We start from the raw sequence: 21,239 nt of genomic DNA, 5'->3' as shown, positions 1-21,239 counted from the left end.
CGCAAACGCCCGGCCGGGACAAGATATATCGCGTTCTGCGACGGTGGACGCCTCCAGCCTGGGCAGAACACTGTTCTCCAGGTCCCTAGACTGGTCCCCATGAGCGACGCGGCCGCCGGCACCCCCGCACCCCCTCCGCCGTCCCCGTGGGAGCGCGAGCGCCCCGCACGCTCCGGCGCGCCCGCACGCGCGCCGCTGTCACGCGACCGCGTCGTCGAGGCCGCCCTCACCGTGCTGGACCGGCACGGGCTCGACGGACTTTCGATGCGTCAGGTGGCGGCCGAACTGGGCGTCGCGGTCTCCGCCCTCTACGCCCACGTCAGCTCCAAGGACGACCTGCTGGAGCTCATGTACACGCGGCTCTTCGACGGCTACGCGCTCCCCGCACCCGATCCGGAGCGCTGGCAGGAGCAGCTGCGGGACTTCGCCCGCGCCTGGCGCCGGCGTCTGCTGTCCCACCGGGACATGGCCAGGATCTCCATGGGGCACGTCCCCTTCACCGCCGAACTGCTGCCGCACGTCGAGGCGTTGCTCGCCCTCTTCCGCACCGCCGGGCTGCCCGACCGCATCGCGGCGGAGGCCGGTGACCTCATCTCTACCTATATCGACGGTTTCGTCCTGGAGGAGGGCATGTGGCGGGACCGGGCCGCTCGGCACGGCGGTGGCACCGTCTCGCCGGCCCGCCCCGACTGGGGCGAGATGGCCGGCGAGATGCAGAAGTACTTCGCGTCCCTGCCCGCCCAGGACTTCCCCCACCTGCGAGCCCTGTCCGGGCTGATGGTGACGGACTCCTCCGACGAGAGGTTCGACATCGGCCTGGAGATCATCCTGCGCGGCCTGGCGAGCTACCTGCCGGCCACGCCAACCGGTGCGGTTCCGGGAGCCGGTGCGGTTCCGGCAACCGGTGCGGTTCCGGAGGACGGCCCGGCACCGGACGCCGGCCCCGGCCCCCGCACCGCCTGAGCAGGGGCGGTCCCGGTCAGCGCGGGCCCGGTGGCCGGGCCGGGAGTCAAGATCGATTGTCAGTGGTGCGTGAGACGGTAGGAGCATCGAGTCGGCAAGAGGGGGAGCTGGTCATGTCCGGAAACCAGAACTACATCAATCACGTTGCTCTGGTGCTTGATGCCAGTTCGTCCATGTCGCATCTGAGCCGCAAGGTCGTCGAGGTCGCCGACCAGCAGATCGCGTACCTTGCCCGCCGATCGAGGGAGCTGGACCAGGAAACCCGCGTCACGGTGTACGTCTTCGCGGACAAGGTGGAGTGCGTCATCTACGACAAGGACGTGCTGCGGATGCCGTCGCTGAAGCAGCTGTACCGGGTCGGTGGAATGACGGCTCTGCTGGCGGCCGCACTGAAGTCACAGCGGGAACTGGCGCAGACGGCCCAACTCTACGGCGACCACAGCTTCCTGACGTTCATCCTCACCGACGGCCAGGAGAACGCGAGTCATCGCTGCCCGGATGCCCCTGCCAGGGATCCGCGTGAACTGGTCGAGGCCGTAGGCGAGTTGATCGCGACCCAGGAGGACAACTGGACGCTGGCCGTCCTCGTGCCCGACCAGATGGGCAAGCGCGAGGCCACGCAGTGCGGTTTCCCGAAGGACAACATCGCCGTCTGGGACGCCACGAGCACCCAGGGTCTGGAGGAGGCCGGGCAGGTCATCCAGCAGGCCACCGAGAAATTCATGGTGGGCCGCAGCCAGGGCATCCGGGGATCGCGGGCGGTGTTCTCCACGGGCGCCGAGACGGTCAACAAGGACACCATCAAGGCGGCCGGCCTCACCCCGGCGGATCCGTCGCAGTACGAGCTGATACCCGTGACGCGTGACGCAGGGATCCGGGACTGGGTCGTCGAATCCGGGCACACCTACCGTACCGGTGGCGCGTTCTACCAGCTGAGCAAGTCGGAGAAGATCCAGGCACGGAAGCAGATCGCGGTGCTGGAGAAGAAGACGGACCGGGTGTACTCGGGACCCGAGGCCCGAGCCCTGCTCGGCCTGCCGGACGTGGAGGTTCGCGTCAAGCCGGACCACAACGACGACTTCACGATCTTCGTGCAGAGCACCAGCGTGAACCGGAAGCTCGTCGCGAACACGCGGCTGCTGCTCATGATCTGACACCGGGGAGACCCGTAGTGGTCGCTCGGTCAGCGGCGCATCCGCGAGGCCGCACGCGAGGGGAGGTGCCCGAAGCGGCTGGTCAGGGACCAGGGCAGTAGCCCGGAGCCGGATCCTTCCCGGATCCACGCAGGTTCACCTCCTGCCCTCTGCGCTGGTCGTGCCTTCAGCGACCCTCGCGGGCGAGGGCAGCCACCTCGCGTACGGCCCCGGCGATGGCGGGGAAGTCCTTGCGCAGCAGCGCACCGTGGTTGCTGGGGACCTTCGCGCTCACCTTGATGTTCGGGTTGCGGGTGACCACCGCGTCGAGGCCGGCGCGGATCCGTTCCTGCTCATCACCCCGGCTGCCCAACGACGTTCCCGAAGCGACCACGTACCGCGCCGGGACGGCGATGCCGTCCAGCACGGGGCCCAGCGCGCACGCGCGGGAGAGCCTGCCGAGCTCGATGTTGCTGTCCGCCTGCTGTTCGGCCGTCATCCGCGGGGTCAGGCCCGTCGGGCGCAGCAGCGGGCTGAACCAGCTCATCCGCCTGAACAGCTTCCGGATCCGCTGCTCCATGGCCTCGTCCAGCCAGTCGTACGGGAACGCGCCGTCGACCAGCACCGCGCCCAGGGCACGCTCCGGGTTCCGGCCTGCCCAGTGTGCCGCGACGACCGCTCCGTAGGACCAGCCCACCAGCATCGCCCGGTCCACGCCCCTGGCCGCGAGGACGGCGTCGACGTCCCGGACGGCGGCCTCGAAGGAATAGTCCGCCGAGGGCTTCGACTTCCTGCCGCGAGCCCGCTCGTCGTAGGTGATGTGCCGCCACTGCGGCCCCAGTTCGGCGACGACCCGCCGCCAGTACCCCTGCGTGGCGAACTGGCCGTTGAGGTAGACCACGGGGACACCGGGGCCGCCGGTGTCGGTGACGGCCAGGGCCGTGTCGTCGACCGGCACCATGCCGGTCCACCGCGCAGTGGTCTTCGAAGTGGTCGAGGACCTGCTGTTCTTCGTCATGGGTTCCCCCTGGTCGGGTGAGAGCGGCTTGTGCGACGTCTCTTCAGGCCTGGCACGTGGAGCGCAGGCGCTGGGGAGGACGGCCGGGTCGTCGGCGACGACCCGGCAGGACCTCGATCCGGGCAGTGCGGTCCTGCTCTTCCGGAGGCCTTCAGAGGCTGCGGGCGGTGATGTCGCCGTGGGAGGTGGTGGCGCGGATGTCGAGCTCGGCGGTGCCGTCGTTCTTCAGGGCATTGCTGATACGGCCGTAGGCGGTGCCCGCGTCCAGGACGGCCGAGACACCCGCGGCGGCACCGACCGTGATGTCACCGGACTCGGTGCGCAGCCCCACCTTGCCGCCCAGGGCCTCGGCGATCCGGATGTCACCGCGCGCGGTGCTGATCTCCGCCGGACCACCCAGCCGGCCGACCTCGACGTCGCCGTCGATCGCGGTCAGGCGCAGGCTCGCGGCCTCGTCGAGCTTGATCTGGCGGTACGCGCCTTCGAAAACCACGTCGCCGAGGCGGCCGACGGTCCGCAGTTCGGCGCTCGCGGCCTTGGCCTCGACGCGGGAGCCGGTGGGCAGCTTGACCGTCACCTCGACCGATCCGGACGGGCCGAAGAGCTGGTTCTTCGGTTCGGCGGTGCGGATCCGCAGGACTCCGTCGGCGTAGTCGGCCTCGACCTGTTCCGCCGCCTTCACGTCCCGGCTCTTCGAGGGGTTCGCCGGCAGGACCTCGACGGTGGTGTCGGCCCGGTCCGCGGCGATGAACTGGACCCGTCCCGCGGGGATGTCCAGGACGGCGGAGATGGCGGCGGGGGTCTCGAACTTCTGCATCATGCTCTCCCATGTTCGTTGCTCGTTTCCAACAACAGAAACGCTACGTTGCTTTCCAGGTTGAGGCAACATCTGTTTTGCACGAGAACAGCATCCATGCAGCTCAGAGGGCAAATTTCATTGCAACACCCTCCCGCTTAACGCAACGAGAGCACAGTAATCGTTGCAATAGCTTGAAGGCGAACGCTATGAACGGCCTCCCCTGCGCCGAGTTCGCACCTGGCGGGCCAGGTACCAACTAGGTACCCTCGGAGCATGCCATCACTGAACGTGTCCTTCTCCGACGAGGAAATGGAAGGCGTCCGCGCCTCCGCCGCGGCGGAGGGCAAGAGTCTGAAGCAGTACCTGCATGATCTCGGTGTGCGCGAGATGCACCGCAAGCGGTTCGTCGCCGGTGCCGCCGCCTGGGCCGACAGGCTGCGCGGCGAGTTCGACGACGCGTTCCCCGACGAGGTCCCGCCGTCCCGGCGCGGCGACGGGGCCGCGGCCGCCTGATGGTGCTGCACATCGACGTTTCCTGGCTGCTCGACGTCCAGGAGGCGGCCCTCGGGCACGAGGACGTGACGGTGACCGACTACTCGGCGCTGGTGGCGGCCGTAGCGCGGCACAAGACCAGGATGCCGACGCTCGAGACGGCCGATCCGGATGCTGCCTGGCGCGCGGCCGCGCTGTTGCACACGATCGTGCGGCTTGAACCGCTTCCGCATCGCAACAGCCTTTTCGCCGCTTTCGTGGCCGCTCAGTACATGGACCAGTCCGGAGAGGGCATCGATCCGCCGTACGGCGCTCTGTCCGACCTCGTCCGGAAGGTCCGGGACACTCGCCTGAGTGTCTATGCCGTCGCCGAGGCGCTGCGTTCCTGGAAGATCTGACGGCCGGCGCGAGGTGGCTGTGGTTCTCGGCTGCGAGAGCCGTGTTTCGGTCGTCGTACTCGCGACAGCCGTTGGCGCGACGCTCCGAGCACCAGCGCTAGCGGGTGGTCGCGGCGCACTCCGCGACGGCCTCGATCAGCAGATCGGCACCGGTGGCGGCCTGGTCCTCGCGCAGCACCAGGGGCGGTGAGACACGGACGGTGCGGTCACCGGCCTGCAGGACCAGCAGCCCGCGGCGGAAGCAGGCGGCCTCGACCCGGGAGGCGAACCGCGCCGAGGTGAAGGTGATGCCGATCATCAGCCCGAGCCCCGTCACGCTCTCCACGTCCGGCTCGTCCGCGAGGCACCCGAGCCGGTCGAGCAGGAAGGCGCCCTGTTTCAGGGCGTTCTCGGCCAGCGACCCGGTGACGAGGTCCGTCGTCGCGAGGGCCGCCGCACAGCTGACGGGGTTGCCCCCGAACGTGGAGCCGTGCGCACCGGCCGGCCAGTCCATCACGGAGCCGCGCGCGATCATCGCGCTCAGCGGCAGACCGCTGGCGAGGCCCTTGCCGGCCAGCAGGATGTCGGGCGTCACGCCGTACCGGTCACAGGCCCAGAAGGTGCCCGTGCGCCCGCAGCCGGTCTGCACCTCGTCGGCGATCAGCAGGATGCCGTGGCGGTCGCACAGCTCCCGCAGCCCACGCAGCCAGTCCGGGTCGGCCGGTACGTATCCGCCCTCGCCGAGCACGGGTTCCACGAGGATCGCGGCCACCTGGTCGGGCGCGGTCAGCCGTGCGAAGAGCACGTCCTCCAGATAGCCGGGCACCGTGCTGGGGGTGCCGTCGCCGAGGGTGAAGGTGTCGTTGTACGGGGCGTGGAACACGCCGGGCAGCAGCGGGCCGAACCCGTCGCGGTAGGCGTGCTTCGAACCCGTCACCGACACGCTCCCGTAGGTGCGGCCGTGGAACGAGCCCAGGAAGGAGACGACGTTCGGGCGTCCGGTGTGGCGTCGCGCGAGCTTCAGGGCCGCCTCCACCGCCTCCGTGCCGGAGTTGCCCAGGAACACCCTGGCGTCCTCGCCGAACGGGCTGAGCCGCGCGAGCCGCGCGCACAACTCGGCGTAGACGGGGACGTAGAAGTCGGAGCTGCAGTAGTGCAGCAGCCGGGCAGCCTGCTCCTGGACGGCAGCGACCACGCGGGGATGGGCGTGTCCGGTGGAGTTGGTGGCGATGCCGGCGTTGAAGTCGAGCAGGACGTTGCCGTCGGCGTCCTCGATGAGGCAGCCCTCGCCGCGCACCGGCACACAGGGGTAGGCGCGGGGCAGCGACGGGCTGGTGACCCGCTCGTCCTCGGACACGGCCCGGCGGGCCCGCGGTCCGGGCAGCGGGGTGCGCAGCACCGGCCCGGAGTGGTCACCGAGTCGACGGACCTGGTCGTTCATGAGGGCAGACCTCGCAGACTGTGGAGGGTGCGGCTCTGTTCCCGCACGTAGATGTGGGTGTAGTGCTCGCCGCCGCCGCCGCGGCCCGTGCTCCCGGAGCCCTTCCAGCCGCCGAACGGCTGCATCCCGGGCCAGGCTCCGGTGGTGGCGCCGCCGGGCCGGTTGACGTAGACCACGCCGCACTGCACGCCGTCGAGGAAGGCCGTGATCTCGTGTTCGTCGCGGGAGAACAGCCCGGCCGACAGGCCGAACCGGGTGGCGTTGGTCTCGGCCAGGGCCTCGTGGAAGGTGTCGAAACGGGAGACGGCGACCAGCGGCAGGAACAGCTCCTCCTGCCACAGGGGTTCGTCGCGCGGCACCGCGACCACGGTCGGCTCCAGATAGACCCCGTGCGCGCGGATCCCGCCCGTCAGCCGCGACCCGCCGGTGAGCACGGTCCCCGCGGCCGCGGCGCTCTCGACCGCCCGGGTGAAGCGCTTGCCCGCGCGTTCGTCGATGACCGGCCCGTAGTCCGTCGCGCGCTCGCGCGGGTCACCCACGCGCAGCCGGGCGGCCCGCTCGACGACCGCGGCGAGGAGGTCGTCGTGGACGCCGTGCTGGACCAGCACCCGGGAACACGACGAGCACTTCTGCCCACCGAACCCGAAGGCCGACCGCACGATGCCCTCGGCGGCGTCCGCGATGTCCGCGTGCCGCGTCACGATCGCGGTGTTCTTGCCGCCCATCTCGCAGATGACCGGGCGGGGCCACGGCCCGGCCGCGGTGCGCTGCAGGATCTCCGTGCCGACGTCGTGGGAGCCGGTGAAGGTGATGCCGTCGACGCCCGCACCGACGAGTTCCGCGCCGACCGTCGGTCCGTCCCCGAGCAGGACCTGCAGGGCGTTGGCCGGCACCCCGGCCGCCAGCACGGTCTGTCGCAGCCGCAGCGCCGCCAGGTAGCCGTGTTCGGACGCCTTGACGACCACGGTGTTGCCCGCGGCGAGGGCCGCGGCGGCGGGGCCCGCGACCAGCGCCAGCGGGAAGTTGAACGGTGCGATCACGGCCCACACCCCGTGCGGCCGCAGCACACTGCGGGTCTGTTCGCGGGGGGACGCGCCGGCCATGGGCCGCTCGAAGCCGCCGTCGGCCCGCCACCGGCCGCTGTAGTAGCGGAAGAACTCCGCCGCCTCCTCGGCCTCGCCGATGGCCTCCAGGCGGGTCTTGCCGATCTCCAGGGTGAGCAGTGCGGCCAGGTCGTAGACCTGCTCGGAGAGCCGTTCGGCCGCCGACTCCAGTATGTCCAGACGCTCCTGCCAGGGCCGCCCGGCCCAGTCGGGTACGGCGGCACGGGCCACCGCCACCGCGTGGTGCACCTCGTCCGTGCGGGCCTCGGTGAAGTGCCCGACGACGATCCGCTGGTCGAGCGGGGAGCGTTCGGTGCGGTGCGGGGCTCGGGTGGCACCGGGCGGGTGCTCCGCGCTGCCGTGCCGCGCGGCCAGCGCCTGTTCGTATGCCCGGTGCAGTTCCTCCCCGGGCAGGGCCAGGTCCGCGTACGTGAGTCTGCTGGGTGCCATGGATGCGTCCTTGTGGAGTCGGGGCCGGGGCGGCTTCAGGCGGCGTGCCGTTCCCACCACCGGCGGCCCTCGGGCGGCAGCGTGTGCAGCGGGTCGTAGTAGTGGAAGGTGCGTGCGGTGCCGTGCGCCCCGAAACGGGCACCGGTGGCACTGGCCTCCCAGCGGGACACCCCGGTGACCCGGTCGTACTCGGCGGCCTGGTGGACCCAGCGCTTGCCGAGGTAGGGCACGTCGCACACCAGACGGGGTGTCGCGAAGCCCGGGAGGTGGCCCATGAGCGCGTTCTGCAGTTCCTGGGCGCGGCCCAGCGGAATCCGCCAGTGCTCGCTCTCGGGGATCATGTCGCAGAGGTAGAAGTAGTACGGCATCGCACCGGCCCCGTCGAGCAGCGCGAAGCACAGGTCGAGCAGCGCCTCCGCGGAGTCGTTGACCCCGGCCAGCAGCACGCCCTGATTGCGTACGTCCCGGATGCCGGTGGCCAGGACGGCCCGGCTCGCCTCCGCCACGATCGGCGTCACGGACTGGGCGGCGTTGGCGTGGGTGTGCAGGGCGATGGCGACGCCGCGGCGCGCCGCGCGGTCGGCGAGCCGGGCGAGGCCGTCGAGCACCTCCGGCGCGAGCCAGTGCTGCGGCAGCCCGACCAGTGCCTTGGAGGCCAGGCGGATGTCACGGATGTGGTCGATGTCCAGGAGCCGGCCCACGAAGGCCTCCAGGCGCGGCCAGGGCACGTTGGCGACGTCGCCGCCGGAGACCACCACGTCCCGGACGCCCGGGGAGCGGCGCAGGTATCCGAGCATGGCCTCGGTGCGGTCCGGGGGACGCATCTGGAACCTGGTCTTGGCCACCGTGGGCGTGGAGTTGCCGACCAGGTCCATGCGGGTGCAGTGCCCGCAGTACTGGGGGCAGGTGGACACCAGCTCCACCAGCACCTTGTTGGGGTAGCGGTGGGTGAGGCCCTCCACCGCCCACATCTCGGACTCGTGCAGCGAGTCGCGGGTGGCCATCGGGTGGGACCGCCAGTCCGGCCGCCGGTCGGAGGCGAGGGGCAGCATGTAGCGGCGGACCGGATCGGCCCGGAACGCCTCGGTCAGCGATCCCGGGCCGGCCGGACTCGCGCCCGGCATCAGCGTGTTGAGCATCTGCGGTGGGACCAGCAGGGACATCGTCGCCTGCTTGTCCTGGTCGGCCTGGAGGTCGTCGTAGACGCTGTCGTGCAGCAGGTCACCGAGGACCCCGCGCAGTCCCCGGACGTTCTTGACGCAGTGGCCGCGCTGCCACTGGGCGGAGCGCCACTGCTGTGCGGTGACGCCCCGCCATCCGGGAAAGCGGGTCCAGTCGGGCTCCTCCAGGGCGCGATGGCGGTAGACGTACGGCGTCTGGCGTTCGACGGGGGCGAGGGTGGGTGCCGTCATGCGCTTACCTCCGTGTGGTGCGGCGGCGGTCGGGGCGGGATGTGCCGTCAGCTCTCTGTTGCGGCCTCCCGCAGACGACCGGCGAAGGAGGCGACCGCGGGCTGCCGCAGCGCGGAGTAGTGGTCGGCGTCGACCGGCAGCACGTCCGGCCCCTCGCCACCGGTGAACCGTTCCCAGCCGAGCGCCGCCGAGGTGCCCTCGGGGCGTTCCTGGCCGGTGGCGCGCACCAGCAGGAACCGGTCGACCTGGAGCCGCCGGGCGCTGGGCCGGTAGCGGGCGGCCGCCGTGGAGTGGGCCAGGTACGTCTTGAAGCGTCGGCGCAGTTCCTCGTCGGGGCCGCCCGCCGAACCGTCCGGCAGGGCGAGGGACTCGGGGTCGGGGATGTCGCCGGGGAACCCCGTACCGGCGAGTTCGGCGGTGAAGGAGCGTGCGCGGGCGCGGGCATCGCCGTCGAACCCGTCGTAGGCACGCGTGCCGGGCGCGTACGTGTCGATCAGGAGCAGCAGTTCGGTGCGCTCGCCGTCGAAGGAGAGCTGGCGGGCGATCTCGTACGCCACCAGACCGCCCAGCGACCAGCCCGCGATCCGGTAGGGCCCGCTGGGCTGCACCTTGCGCATCTCGAAGAGGTAGGCCGCGGCCATCTGGCGGATGTCGCCCCGCGGCTTCTCGCCGAGGTCGGTGCCCTGGGCGCGGAACGCCAGGACCGGTCCGTCGTCGCCGAGTTCCTCGGCCAGCGGCCTGAACGGCAGGACGTCCCCGCCGATGCCGTGGACGCAGAACAGCGGGCGGGTGCCCGAGCCGCCAGAGAGCCGGACCAGCTGGCCGTCCTCGGCCGGGTTCTCCTCGCCGCGGGCGGAGTCGACGGCCCGGGCGAGTTCGGCGATCCGGGGCATCTCCAGGACCTGACGCAGCGACAGCTGGGCGCCCAGCTGCTTGCGCACCCGGGTGATCATGACGGTGGCGAGCAGGGAGTGTCCGCCGATCTCGAAGAAGTCGTCGTGGACGCCGAGTTCGTCCTGGCGCAGCAGCTCGCCCCAGATCCGTGCCAGCGCCTGCTCGGTCGGTGTGCTCGGCGGGGCGGGCCGGCGTCCGGCGGCGGGCCGGGACCGGTCGAGCAGCGCCCGCCGGTCCACCTTGCCGTTGGGCAGCAGCGGCAGCGCGGGCACGGTGAACAGCAGCCCCGGCACCACCGGAGCGGCCAGGCGTTCCGCCAGGTGCCGGCGCAGCGCCTCGGTGCCGACGGCGGTGTCCTCGCGCGGAGCGACGAAGGCGACCAGCTGGGTGCCGCCGTCCTGGGTGACGGCCTCGACGTGGCAGGCGGCGACGTCCGGATGCGTCAGGGCCGCCGCCGCTATCTCCGCGGGATGCACCCGCACCCCGCGGATCTTGAGCAGTCCGTCGCGCCGCCCCTGCGCGACGAGCGTCCCGTCGGGCCGCTCGACTCCGATGTCGCCGGTCCGGTAGGGCACGCCATGGATGCCCGGCAGGACGTCGAGCAGTCCCGGTCCCTGCGGAGGGGTGAGGTAGCCGAGGGTGCCGAAGGGCGTGTCGATGACGATCTCGCCGCGCTCACCGGGCGCACACGGCCGTCCGTCGCGGCCGAGCAGGAGGATCCGGGTGCCGGGCAACGGGCGGCCCACCGGCTGCACCCCGGGGACGGGGTGCGCGGGCACCTCGAACCAGCTCTTGATCATGGTGGTCTCGGTCGGCCCGTAGAAGTTCACCACCTTGGCCGCGCAGTCGGCGAACAGCCGGCGGAAGCCGCTCACCGTGGCGTCGAGCAGCGGCTCACCGGCCAGGCAGACCAGGCGCAGCGCGCGCAGCCCCACCCCGTCGGCGTCCGCGCCGACGGCGAGCAGCGAGCCCAGCACGCTGGGCGTGGTGTGCAGCACCGTGATCCGTTCGCTCTCCAGCCACTGCAGCAGGCGAAGGGCGTCGTCGCGCACACCCGGTGCGGGCAGCACGACCGTGCCGCCGCAGGACAGCGGCAGGAAGACATCGCGCAGCACCGCGTCGAACGAGTACGAGGTCAGCTGGGCCACCCGGTCGTGGGCGCCGACGGCGAACTCCCGGCGCTCCCAGTCCACGAAGTGGTCGAGGGAGCGCCGCATCCCGAGGACCGGCTTGGGCTCGCCCGTGGTGCCGGAGGTGAAGAAGACGTAGGCCGCGTCGTCGGGCACCCGGCACACGGGGAGCGCCGACAGGTCCGGCGCGGTGGTCGTGAACCGGGCGTCGTCCGTGACGTGCAGGGTGGGCACCGGCAGTGCCGCGTCCGGCTCGTCGATCACGACGGCCAGCTGGGCGCCGGCCCGGGCCAGCATCTGCCGGCGCCGCACCGGGGGCAGCGAGGCGTCCACCGGCACGGCCACGCGGCCGCGGTCCGTGGCGGCGACGAGCGCCGCGACCGAGGCGAGGCTGCCTCCGCCGACCACGGCGACGACGGCACGCTCGGGGAGGGCCGCGTCCAGCGCCCGTACCGTGTCGGCGAGTTCGGCGTACGTCCAGGCCCGCTCGCCCGCGCGTACCGCCACCGCTCCCGGTGCGCGCCGCGCGGCCTCGGCGAACAGACCGTGCGCCGAGGGCGGGGTCCCCGTCTCGCGGGTCTCCCGGGCGTCCTCGCGCCCGGCCGGGACGAGCAGGGCCGACTCCGGGATGCGGGGGGCGCGCACGGCCTCGGCGAGCAGGTCGCGGTACCGGGTGCCCAGCGCCTCGGCGACCTCGTCGTCGAACAGGTCGGTGTTGTACTCCAGTTCGCAGACCAGGCCGTCGTCGGCGGCCCGCACCATCAGGGTCAGATCGAACTTGGAGGTCACGAAGGTGCCCTCGAGGTCCACCGGGCGCAGCGCGGTCGCCGCCTCGGTGCGCAGCCCGCTCGGCGGCATGCGGAACAGCACCTGGAACAGCGGGGTGCGGCTCGGGTCGCGCTCCGGGTTCAGCGCCTCCACGATCCGGGAGAAGGGGACGTCCTGGTGCGGGTACGACTCCAGGAAGGTGTCGTGCACGCGCTGCACCGCCTGCAGGAACCCGGGTGAGTCCGCGAAGCCCATGCGCACCGCGTGGGTGCGCACGAAGAAGCCGACCGTCTGCTCCAGCTCGGCGTGGTCACGCCCGGCGCTGTCCACGCCGACCACCACCTCGTCCTGGTAGGCGGACCGGGACAGCAGCAGGCCGAAGGCGGTCAGCAGCGCCATGTAGCGGGTGAAGCCGTGCTCGTGGCAGAACCGGTCGAGCTCCGCGGCGAGCGACACGTCCAGCGTGAAGCGCTGCACCTTGCCGTGGTGCGTGAGCCGGGCCGGCCGGGGCCTGCTCAGCGGCAGGTCGAGCTGGGGGGCGTCGGCCAGTTTCCCGGTCCAGAAGGCCAGATGACGCTCCAGCTCGGTCTCGTCGGTCTGCTCGTGCTGCCACACCGCGTAGTCGCCGTAGCTCAACGGCAGTGCCTGGGCGACCGGACCGCGGCCGTCCAGGGCCGCGTTCAGCTCGCTCGCCATCACCTCCCACGACCAGCCGTCGCACACGATGTGGTGCACGGTCAGCCCGAGGAGCAGTCCCCGCGGCTCGGCCACCAGCCGGGCCCGCAGCAGCGGCCCCTGGGCCAGGTCGAAGGGCTGTGCGGCAGCGGCGGCGAGCGCGCCGAGCGCCGCGGCGCGGTCCTCGGTCGCGGGCAGCACGGCCAGGTCGGGCACCGTCGTGTCGAGCACGATCTGCACGGGCCGGCCATCGCCCCTCTCGCCCGGACGGAAAACCGTGCGCAGCGCTTCGTGCCGCCGCAGCAACTGGCTCAGTGCGCGCTCGACGTCCTCCACCGCCGTGCCCGGTGCCACCTCGAAGGCCCCGGCCATGTGGTAGGCGAAGCTGTCCGGGGCCACCTGGTGGACGAACCACAGGCCCTCCTGCTCCTGGGACAGCGGCAGCGGCCCGCTGCGGGTGCGCCGGGTGATCGTGTCGCCGCTCTCGGCGCCGGCCCCGCTGTCGCGGGCCACCGCGGCGAGCCCGGCGACCGTGGGGTGCCGGAAGAAGTCCTGCATGCCCACGTCGGCACCGGTTTCCCGGCGCAGCCGGGAGAGCACGCGCACCATCGTCAGGGAGTCGCCGCCCAGCTCGAAGAAGTGCCGTCCGCGCGGCACGGCCGAGGGAGCGAGGCCCAGGATCCGCGCCCAGACGGCGGCGACCTTCTGCTCCAGCGGATCCGTCACCGGCTCCTCGTCCCCGGCGGGCCGTTCGGCGGCGGAGGCAGGAGCGGGCAGCCGGGTGCGGTCCAGCTTGCCGTTCCCGGCCAGCGGCAGGGCGTCGAGGGCGAGCAGGTGGGCGGGTACGGCGGCGGTGGACACCCGGGCCGCCACCAGGTCCCGCAGCTCCTGCTGCCAGGTGGCGGGTGCGTCCTGGCCGAGCACCACGTACCCGACGAGCTCCGGGCCGCCGTTCTCGGCCGTGCGCACGACCGTCGCGGCCTGCCGCACCGCCGGGTGCGCGGCCAGCACGGCGGCCACCTCGGACGGCTGCACCCGCACGCCGCGCAGTTTGACCTGGTCGTCGAGGCGCCCGGCGATGAACAGGGTGCCGTCGGCGTCCCAGCGGCCCACGTCGCCCGTGCGGTAGACCCGGTCGGCCGGGTCCTGGCGGAAGGGGTTGGTGCCGAACCCGGACTCGGCGGACGGCTCCAGATAGCCACGGGTCAGAAACGGCGAGCGGACGACGACTTCACCGGGCTCGCCCACGCCGCACAGGGCGCCGCGGCGGTTGAGCACCAGCAGCTGGGTGTCGCCGATCGGCGCGCCCACGGGAAGGGCCGCGTCGTCGGTGTCCTCGGGCACCTCGTAGCAGGACTGCAGAATGGTTCCCTCGGTGGTCCCGTAGAGATTGAGCACCAGGCCGGTGAACTCGGGGAACCGGGCACGCCAGCGGCGCACCAGGGCGCCGGAGAGAGGTTCCCCGGCCAGCCCCAGCAGCCGGACGCGGCGCAGCGAGGGGCCCGCGTCCTGGGCGGCGTGCAGCCAGGAGGCGAGCACGCTGGGGACGGTGTGGACGACGGTGACGCCCTCTTCGTCGAACCATTCGAGCAGCCCCTCCGGGTCCTCGAAGGGACGGTCCGTCGGCGGCAGGCTCAGGGTGGCCCCGCAGCCCAGTGCGAGGAACACGTCGCGCAGTACGGCGTCGAAGGAGAACGAGGCGATCTGCGCGACCCGGTCGTGCGGCCCGAAGCCGTACCGGGACTGTTCCCAGTCCACGTAGTGCGCGAGCGCGCCGTGCCAGCCGAGCACTCCTTTGGGGCGTCCCGTGGTGCCGGACGTGAAGATCACATACGCCGGGTCCTGGGCGTCCACCTCGGCGAGCGCCGCGGGCTCGGTCGCCGCCAGCTCCGCGTACCGCAGCACCTTCCGGTCCGCGCCGTCGCCTGCGTCGTCGGTGGCCACCACGAAACGGGCGCCCGCCTCCTCCAGCAGGATCCGGCTGCGGTCCGCCGCCTGGGCCGGGTCCAGGAGCAGCAGCACGGCCCGGGCGCGCATGACGCCGAGGAGCGCGGCCACCGTCCCGAAGCCGCGCCCGCCCCGCACCGCTACGGTCTCGCCCGGTGCGACCCCCGCCGCCACCAGGCCGGAGGCGACGCGGCGGGCCGTCTCGGCGAGGTCGCGGTAGGTCCACTCCCGCGTGCCGCGGCGCACCGCGGGGCGGTCGGGCGCCTCGGCGGCGAGGCGCTCCACCTGTGCGGTCAGCGGTGCGGGAACGGTGAACGGAAGGGGGGCCGATGCCTGCGCCGCGGTCGGCAGAGCCGGCGCGGTGGCGGTCAGCGGGCCCGCCTGGCTGCTGTGCGAGGTCATGACGGCGAGTTCCTCCGGGTCGGTTGCGGCAGGGGGTGCGGACTCATCGGCGCTGGGGGTCGAGGAGCGAGAAGTCGTAGACGTATCCGTCCGGCTCGGTCAGGGCCTGGTCGAGCAGGGTGACCAGTTGTGCGGCGATCGTCGCGGCCCGGTCGGCGTCCAGCGCGTCGGCCGCGTACACCAGGCGGGTCGGCAACGGCGGTGCCAGGGCGAGGACTTCGAGCTTCAGCAGATAGTGGGTGCGCGGGCTCGGCAGCTCGACCACCTCGACCCGGCGGCCGAGGTGCTCCGCGTGCCACGGCGGTGTGTTCTGCACGACGAGGAGCGCCTGCAGCAGGGGGGACCGGCCGGGACCGCGGTCGGCGTCGGCCAGCGGCATCCGCTCGATGGGCAGCCGTCCGTGGGCCTGCGCGGCGGTCGCGACGGCCCGGGCCCGGTCCAGCAGCTCCGTGAAGGTCTGGTCCTCGTCCAGTTGCAGACGCAGCGGCAGGGTGTTGATGAAGCAGCCGACGAGGGGTGCGACGTCGACACCGGTGCGGTTCGCCACAGGTGCGGCGACGATGACGTCCTCCTGCTGGGCGAGCCGGCCCAGCAGCAGCGCGTACCCGGCGAGGAGCACGGTGAAGGCCGTGACCTCGTGCCGGGCGCAGAACGCGCCGAGCCGGTCGGCGAAGCCGTCGGGCCACACCACCTCGGTGACGTCCGCGGCGATGCTCAGCTCCTGGGGGCGCCCGGGAGATCCGGCCGGCCGCGGGGGCGGCGGCGGGTCGCGCAGCACCTCGCGCCAGTACGCCACGTCCTCCTCGCTCTCCGGCACCGCCGCCTCCCAGGCCGCGTAGTCCTGGTACTGCACGGGCAGGTCGCGCAGCCCGTCGCCGTCCTCGGCCCACAGGCGGGCGAAGTCGTGAGCGAGTACCGACCAGGACCAGCCGTCGGTGACGATGTGGTGCAGGCCGAGGGCCAGGAAGTGGTCGTCGTCCGCGAACGACAGCAGCCGGGCCCGTACGAGGGGGCCGCCCGCGAGGTCGAACGGCGCCGCGCCGATCTCGGCGCAGGCCGCCCGCGCCGCGCGGTCCCGTTCGGGCGCGCTCAGGCCCCGGCACTCCAGCAGCGGCACCTCGATCGCGGTGACCTCACCGACCACCGGGACCGGCCGGCCGTCGAAGTCGGGGAAGGTGGTGCGCAGCACCTCGTGACGGTGTGTCAGTTCCGTGAGGACGCGGGTGGCGACGGCCCGGTCGATCGGTCCGGTCAGCCGCAGCCCGCCGTGGATGTTCATCGCCACGTCCCGGGGATCGGACCGGTGCAGCAGCCACATCCGGCGCTGCGCCGACGACAGGGGCAGCCGGCCGGTCCGGGGCACCGGCAGCACCCGGGCGGACTCCCGCCCGCCGGAGGCGAGCGCCTTGTCGACCATCAGGACCAGACCCTCGATGTGCGGGGTCCGAAGGAAGTCCGCCGTGGAGAGGTCGATGTCGAACTCCCGGCACACGGCGGCCACCAGCTGGCCGGCGAGCAGCGAGTCCCCGCCGGCCACATGGAAGTTGGGCTCCTGCAGCGGGGCGCGGCCCACCATCTCCCGCCAGATCCGGTGCACCCGGGCGACCACGCCGGCCGGCTCCGCGTCGCCGGGGACGGAGGCGGCTTCCGGCTCCTGCGGCGCACCGGTCCCCTCCCCCGGCGGCGGCCACGGCAGCTTCGCACGGTCCACCTTGCCGTGCCGGCTCAGCGGCAGCTGTTCGAGCGGAATCAGCACACCGGGCACGAAGGCCGCGGGCAGCGTCCGCAGCAGTCGCTCCCGGACGCCCGCGGGCCCTTCGGGGCCGAACCGCCCGGTTGTCCAGCCGACCAGCACCGGCCTGCCCGTGGGCCAGGTACGCAGGCCCACCACGGCCTGCTCGACGTCCTCGAGCGCCTCCAGGGCGGCCTCCACCTCGCCCGCCTCGATGCGCACGCCGCCCAGTTTGACCTGGTTGTCGATCCGCCCGTGGTAGTCGACGACACCGTCGGCGCGCTGCGAGGCCAGGTCTCCGGTGCGGTAGAGCCGGGCGCCCGGCTCGTCCGCGTACGGATCCGGTACGAAGCGGGTCCGCTGTTCCTCCGGCCGGTTGAGGTAGCCGCGGGCGATGACCGGTCCGCCGATGCACAGCTCGCCGGGCTCCCCCTGCGGAACGGGGCGCAGCTCCGCGTCGAGGACGTAGAGCCGGGCTTTGTCGATGGCCCGTCCGATGGGCACCCGGTCCGGGTCCTCGCCCGGGGCGCACTGCCAGTGCGTCACGTCGATGGCGGCCTCGGTGGGGCCGTACAGGTTGTGCAGTTCGGCGGTGGGCAGAACCTCGAAGAAACGGTCCCGCACCCGTGGCTTGAGCTCCTCGCCGCTGACCAGCACCCGCCGCAGCGACGCGGCTCTGCGGTCCGGCAGCTCCTTGAGGAACTCCTCCAGCATGCTCGGCACGAAGTGGGTGACCGTCACCTGGTGCCGGTGGACCGTGTCCAGCAGATAGCGCGGGTCACGGTGGCCGCCCGGCCGGGCGAACACCAGCCGGGCGCCGGTGATCAGCGGCCAGAACAGTTCCCACACCGACACGTCGAAGGTGTACGGCGTCTTCTGCAGGACGGTGTCGCCCGGACCGATCGGCAGCGCCCGCTGCATCCACTCCAGCCGGTTGACGATGGCCGCGTGCTCGGTCAGCACGCCCTTGGGCAGGCCGGTGGAGCCCGAGGTGTAGATGAGGTACGCCAGGTCGCCGCCCGTGGGCGCCACCGGCGCGGGCCCACCGGGGCGGGGCGCCGCGTCCGACGGCTCGGCCGGGTCGAGGACGGGCACCGCCCACGGCCCGGCCGCCATCGCGTCGGGTGTCGTGAGGACCGCGACGGCGTTCGAGTCCTCGACGAGCAGCCGCAGCCGGTCCGGCGGGTCCTCCGGCGCGAGGGGCAGATAGGCGGCGCCCGCCCTGATCACGCCGACGACCGCCACGGCCAGGGCGGCCGACCGCTGCAGGGCCAGGGCGACCACCCGGTCGGGCCCCGCGCCGAGCGCGCGCAGCCGCGCGGCGAGGGCCTCCGAGCGCCGCGCGAGCTGCCCGTACGTCAGCGTCTCGCCGTCGCTGACGACGGCCACCGCGTCCGGGGTGCGGGCGCACTGCCGGTCCACCAGGTCCATCAGGGTCGATGTGCTCACGTGCATGGTCACTCCGCTGTCGTCTCGTGCGGGCCGGCAGGAGGGCGGGGCAGGTGCGACTCAGGACGTCCGGTATCCCAGGCGGGACGCCTGGTCGAGCTCGCCGATCAGGTCGCGGTGACCGGCGTCGTCGGCGGCGACGTCCGGTGCCACGGGGTCGACCACGAGCTGGATCCGGGACGCGAGGTCCTGGGCGAGTACGCGGGCCTCCTGGGCCGTGCCGGCCCGGACGACGACGTACCCGGCCCGGTCCAGGGACCAGCGCAGCCGGGGAACCGTGTTGCCCACGGGGAAGTTGACGTGCAGTTCGAGAACCTGCGGGTGGGCCCGCACCTCCTCGGCGCCCAGCACCTCGCGCACCACACCCCGCTCTGCGGTGTAGAAGGACACGGCGGCGCCGCACCGAGCCTCGGGCGAGGCGGGCAGCGCCTCGGCCACGCCGGCCGCCCAGGCCAGACCCAGCTCCTCCAGGTCGACGCCGTACACCGCGTCGGTCATGGTGTTCAGCCGGTCACCGCCGCGCCGGTTGTGTCCCTCGACGATCTTCGGACCGGCGCTGGTGAGCTTGACCTCGACGTGCGAGAGCCCTTCGGTGAGACCGACGCAGTCCAGGAACCCGGAGACCAACTCCTCGACGGACCGGAGCTGTTCGGCGTCGAGCGCGGCCGGCAGCGAGTGGCCGAACTCGATGAAACCGGGGCCGGTGATCTTGTCGCAGACGGCCAGCATGACGTAGCGCCCGTGGAAGCTGATGCCGTCGACGCTGATCTCGTGGCCGTCGAGGAACTCCTCCATGAGGAACAGGTCGAGCCCGACCTCCCGCAACCGCTCCGCCACGGAGGGGACCTCGTGCGCGGAGTCCACCCGGAAGATGCCGAGGCTCGCCGAACCCGCCACCGGCTTGGCGATGAACGGGTAGCCGTGCTCGGCCCCGAAGGCCGCCAGATCCGCCTCGCCCCGGCCGAGTGCCGCCGCGACGGTGCCGACCCCGGCCTGCCGCAGATGCTCGCGCATCGCCCATTTGTCCGTCAGCAGCTTCACGGTCTCGTACGACGCACCGGGCAGTCCGAGCGCGTCGACCAGGTGCGCGGCCGGCAGCAGGGCCTCCTCGTAGACGGTGAAGACACCGTCCAGCGGCCGCGCGGCGTGCAGCGCCCGCACGGTTTCGACCAGCAGGTCCCGGTCGTGGTAGTCCAGCGCCAGCGTGGTCACCGCGTCGGTGAGGTCCGCCGGCAGCTTGCGGAACTCCTCCGGCGTCTGCACCGACAGGACCTCCAGGCCCAGCGCGGCGGCGCGCCGCAGCAGCGGCTCCCTGGCCGCGATCAGACACACTCGCTTCTTCGTCGACACGATGTCATCTCCCACTCGTCTGATGGCCCCCGTCCCGGGGCCGCCGTGGCCAGGACGTCCCTGGGCCGGTCCGGCAACTCGTCCTCGAAGGCGCCCGGCCTGCGCGGTTCCCGCGGCGTGCGCGCTGCGCCGGGTGGCCGCGGCGCCCCGGAGCGCGTGGCGGCGGACCGCACCGGCCGCGCCCGTCCAGGGCGGCGGCCTCGTCGCGGAGCACCTCGCGGGACGGCGCGCGTCCGTGCGCCGCCGCCCACGGCCCGCTCCGCACGGCGAGGACGTCCGGGCTCCGCCCGGCCCCCCAGGTCAGCCACCCGGGCTGTGCGGGACCGCGCGGCGCGACGGTGGGGTGCGGCATCCGCCCCGGTACGTCCGCGCGGCCTGCCGTGCCCGGGCCGGCCGCCGGGTCCGGCTCCCACCACGGGCAGGGCGGATCGATACGGCGGGCCGGCGCGGCGTCACCGGTGCCCAAGGCCGACCGCTCCCGCGCACGGTGCGCCGCATCCGGCGGTACGGGGCAGGCGGTGAGGGGGCCGAGAACGCGCGAGTCGCCCGGAGCCCGGGGGCGTCAGCCGCGGCCGACGATCGACGCCGGGGACGCGGCACACCACCTCGGCGTGCCTGCCGACCACGACTTCGGGCCCGCCCGGGGACCCCGGGGCGTGCAGGACGCGCACAGGGCCGGACGGGATCAGGGCGGCCAGGGAAACCAACCGGTGCGGCCGGCGGCCGGGCGGAGGGAAAGGCCGCGGCCGACGATCGACGCCGGGGACGCGGCACACCACCTCGGCGTGCCTGCCGACCACGACTTCGGGCACGCCCGGGGACCCCGGGGCGTGCAGGATGCGCACAAAGCCGGACGGGATCAGGGCGGCCAGGGAAACCAACCGGTGCGGCCGGCGGCCGGGCGGAAGGAAAGGCCGCGGCCGACGATCGACGCCGGGGACGCGGCACACCACCTCGGCGTGCCTGCCGACCACGACTTCGGGCACGCCCGGGGACCCCGGGGCGTGCAGGATGCGCACAAAGCCGGACGGGATCAGGGCGGCCAGGGAAACCAACCGGTGCGGCCGGCGGCCGGGCGGAAGGAAAGGCCGCGGCCGACGATCGACGCCGGGGACCCGGCACACCACCTCGGCGTGCCTGCCGACCACGACTTCGGGCCCGCCCGGGGACCCCGGGGCGTGCAGGAGGCGCACGGCCGGGCCGTGCCCGGGTCGGCCGGCGGGGCCGGCTCCCACCACGGGCAGGGCCGGCCCCGGCCGCCGTACCGGAAGGTTCGGGGCGAGCGGCGAGGAGGCGTCGGCGATCACGCAGGTGGGTGCGTCATCGGCGAGGAGGTGTGCGGAGGCATGGCCGGGCGGCTCGGGTTCCGCCAGGACGTCCACGACTGCGGTGGCGGTCGTCGCGGGCAGCGGCGCGAGGACGCTCGCCGGATCCTCGAGGGCGACGACCATCCGGTCGCCAGGTGGGAGCCCGGTCCGCCGCAGTTCGGTGAGGGTGACGGTGCGGTGCGCGCGGACCACGGCGGCGCGGCCCGGCCGGCGGGCCATGGCGCGGGGGGCCGGATCGCTCAGCAGGCGCAGCGAGTTCTCTTCGCCCGCACTCAATTCCATGCGTTCCGCCGGTGATTCCAACAAGCGGTCAGCCATGGAGAATGACCGCCCTGCGTCGCTCGTGTCGGAATTCCCGGGAGCGTGTTGAAGGAGC

The 21,239-nt window shown here is 73.1% G+C and carries 13 protein-coding genes; 4 read left to right on the top strand and 9 right to left on the bottom strand.

Features of this window, described 5'->3' with window-relative positions; translation table 11 throughout:
- Positions 1-99: 99 nt before the first annotated feature.
- Both ACWDEN_RS42295 and ACWDEN_RS42290 read left to right on the top strand, forming a co-directional pair.
- Positions 100-963 carry a TetR/AcrR family transcriptional regulator gene (locus ACWDEN_RS42295; RefSeq protein ID WP_450863257.1) on the top strand — a complete coding sequence of 288 codons (864 nt, stop codon included), beginning with the start codon at positions 100-102 and terminating at the stop codon, positions 961-963.
- 113 nt (positions 964-1,076) lie between these two features.
- The gene (locus ACWDEN_RS42290; RefSeq protein ID WP_351610540.1) at positions 1,077-2,117 is read left to right on the top strand and encodes a vWA domain-containing protein; all 1,041 of its coding nucleotides are present in this window, start codon (positions 1,077-1,079) and stop codon (positions 2,115-2,117) included.
- A 166-nt stretch (positions 2,118-2,283) separates the two neighbouring features.
- Here the strand turns inward: ACWDEN_RS42290 and ACWDEN_RS42285 are convergent, their stop codons facing one another.
- Positions 2,284-3,114, bottom strand: a complete 831-nt coding sequence (locus ACWDEN_RS42285) for an alpha/beta fold hydrolase (protein WP_450863255.1) — start codon at positions 3,112-3,114, stop codon at positions 2,284-2,286.
- Between the two features lie 151 nt (positions 3,115-3,265).
- A complete protein-coding gene (locus ACWDEN_RS42280) occupies positions 3,266-3,931 on the bottom strand; it encodes a DUF4097 family beta strand repeat-containing protein (RefSeq protein WP_351610615.1) in 666 nt (221 codons plus the stop codon).
- Between the two features lie 255 nt (positions 3,932-4,186).
- On the opposite strand from ACWDEN_RS42280, the gene ACWDEN_RS42275 reads away from it, so the two are divergent.
- Positions 4,187-4,426, top strand: coding sequence for a hypothetical protein (locus tag ACWDEN_RS42275; RefSeq protein ID WP_351610546.1), 240 nt, complete (start codon positions 4,187-4,189; stop codon positions 4,424-4,426).
- Positions 4,426-4,803 (top strand): toxin Doc, encoded by a 378-nt coding sequence (locus ACWDEN_RS42270; protein WP_450863252.1) that lies wholly within the window; start codon positions 4,426-4,428, stop codon positions 4,801-4,803. Before ACWDEN_RS42275 ends, ACWDEN_RS42270 begins: the two co-directional genes overlap by 1 nt.
- Before the next feature lie 97 nt (positions 4,804-4,900).
- Here ACWDEN_RS42270 and ACWDEN_RS42265 read toward each other — a convergent pair whose 3' ends face one another.
- The 7 genes from ACWDEN_RS42265 to ACWDEN_RS42235 form a co-directional block, all read right to left on the bottom strand.
- Positions 4,901-6,223 carry an aminotransferase class III-fold pyridoxal phosphate-dependent enzyme gene (locus tag ACWDEN_RS42265; protein ID WP_450863250.1) on the bottom strand — a complete coding sequence of 441 codons (1,323 nt, stop codon included), beginning with the start codon at positions 6,221-6,223 and terminating at the stop codon, positions 4,901-4,903.
- On the bottom strand, positions 6,220-7,776 hold the full coding sequence (locus ACWDEN_RS42260; protein ID WP_450863248.1) for an aldehyde dehydrogenase family protein: 1,557 nt from the start codon (positions 7,774-7,776) through the stop codon (positions 6,220-6,222). Before ACWDEN_RS42260 ends, ACWDEN_RS42265 begins: the two co-directional genes overlap by 4 nt.
- A gap of 35 nt (positions 7,777-7,811) precedes the next feature.
- A complete protein-coding gene (locus tag ACWDEN_RS42255) occupies positions 7,812-9,188 on the bottom strand; it encodes a KamA family radical SAM protein (RefSeq protein ID WP_351610557.1) in 1,377 nt (458 codons plus the stop codon).
- Positions 9,189-9,235: 47 nt separating this feature from the next.
- Positions 9,236-15,004: an amino acid adenylation domain-containing protein gene (locus ACWDEN_RS42250; RefSeq protein WP_450863246.1), complete on the bottom strand. Its 5,769-nt coding sequence runs from the start codon at positions 15,002-15,004 to the stop codon at positions 9,236-9,238.
- Between the two features lie 43 nt (positions 15,005-15,047).
- The gene (locus ACWDEN_RS42245; protein ID WP_450863244.1) at positions 15,048-18,185 is read right to left on the bottom strand and encodes an amino acid adenylation domain-containing protein; all 3,138 of its coding nucleotides are present in this window, start codon (positions 18,183-18,185) and stop codon (positions 15,048-15,050) included.
- Positions 18,186-18,245: 60 nt separating this feature from the next.
- The gene (locus ACWDEN_RS42240; protein WP_351610565.1) at positions 18,246-19,535 is read right to left on the bottom strand and encodes an ATP-grasp domain-containing protein; all 1,290 of its coding nucleotides are present in this window, start codon (positions 19,533-19,535) and stop codon (positions 18,246-18,248) included.
- Positions 19,536-19,987: 452 nt separating this feature from the next.
- Entirely contained in the window at positions 19,988-21,145 is a 1,158-nt protein-coding gene (locus tag ACWDEN_RS42235; RefSeq protein WP_450863241.1) for a hypothetical protein, read from the bottom strand.
- Between the last annotated feature and the right edge of the window lie 94 nt (positions 21,146-21,239).

The sequence above is a fragment of the Streptomyces sp. NPDC001153 genome, assembly GCF_053598315.1.
The sequence above is the reverse complement of the archived record's forward strand: the minus strand, read 5'-3'. Positions and strand labels throughout refer to the sequence as shown.

Coding starts and splice junctions, on each gene's coding strand:
- ACWDEN_RS42295 (WP_450863257.1), top strand. CDS start 100: ATGAGCGACGCGGCCGCCGGCACCCCCGCACCCCCTCCGCCGTCCCCG.
- ACWDEN_RS42290 (WP_351610540.1), top strand. CDS start 1,077: ATGTCCGGAAACCAGAACTACATCAATCACGTTGCTCTGGTGCTTGAT.
- ACWDEN_RS42285 (WP_450863255.1), bottom strand. CDS start 3,114: ATGACGAAGAACAGCAGGTCCTCGACCACTTCGAAGACCACTGCGCGG.
- ACWDEN_RS42280 (WP_351610615.1), bottom strand. CDS start 3,931: ATGCAGAAGTTCGAGACCCCCGCCGCCATCTCCGCCGTCCTGGACATC.
- ACWDEN_RS42275 (WP_351610546.1), top strand. CDS start 4,187: ATGCCATCACTGAACGTGTCCTTCTCCGACGAGGAAATGGAAGGCGTC.
- ACWDEN_RS42270 (WP_450863252.1), top strand. CDS start 4,426: ATGGTGCTGCACATCGACGTTTCCTGGCTGCTCGACGTCCAGGAGGCG.
- ACWDEN_RS42265 (WP_450863250.1), bottom strand. CDS start 6,223: ATGAACGACCAGGTCCGTCGACTCGGTGACCACTCCGGGCCGGTGCTG.
- ACWDEN_RS42260 (WP_450863248.1), bottom strand. CDS start 7,776: ATGGCACCCAGCAGACTCACGTACGCGGACCTGGCCCTGCCCGGGGAG.
- ACWDEN_RS42255 (WP_351610557.1), bottom strand. CDS start 9,188: ATGACGGCACCCACCCTCGCCCCCGTCGAACGCCAGACGCCGTACGTC.
- ACWDEN_RS42250 (WP_450863246.1), bottom strand. CDS start 15,004: ATGACCTCGCACAGCAGCCAGGCGGGCCCGCTGACCGCCACCGCGCCG.
- ACWDEN_RS42235 (WP_450863241.1), bottom strand. CDS start 21,145: ATGGAATTGAGTGCGGGCGAAGAGAACTCGCTGCGCCTGCTGAGCGAT.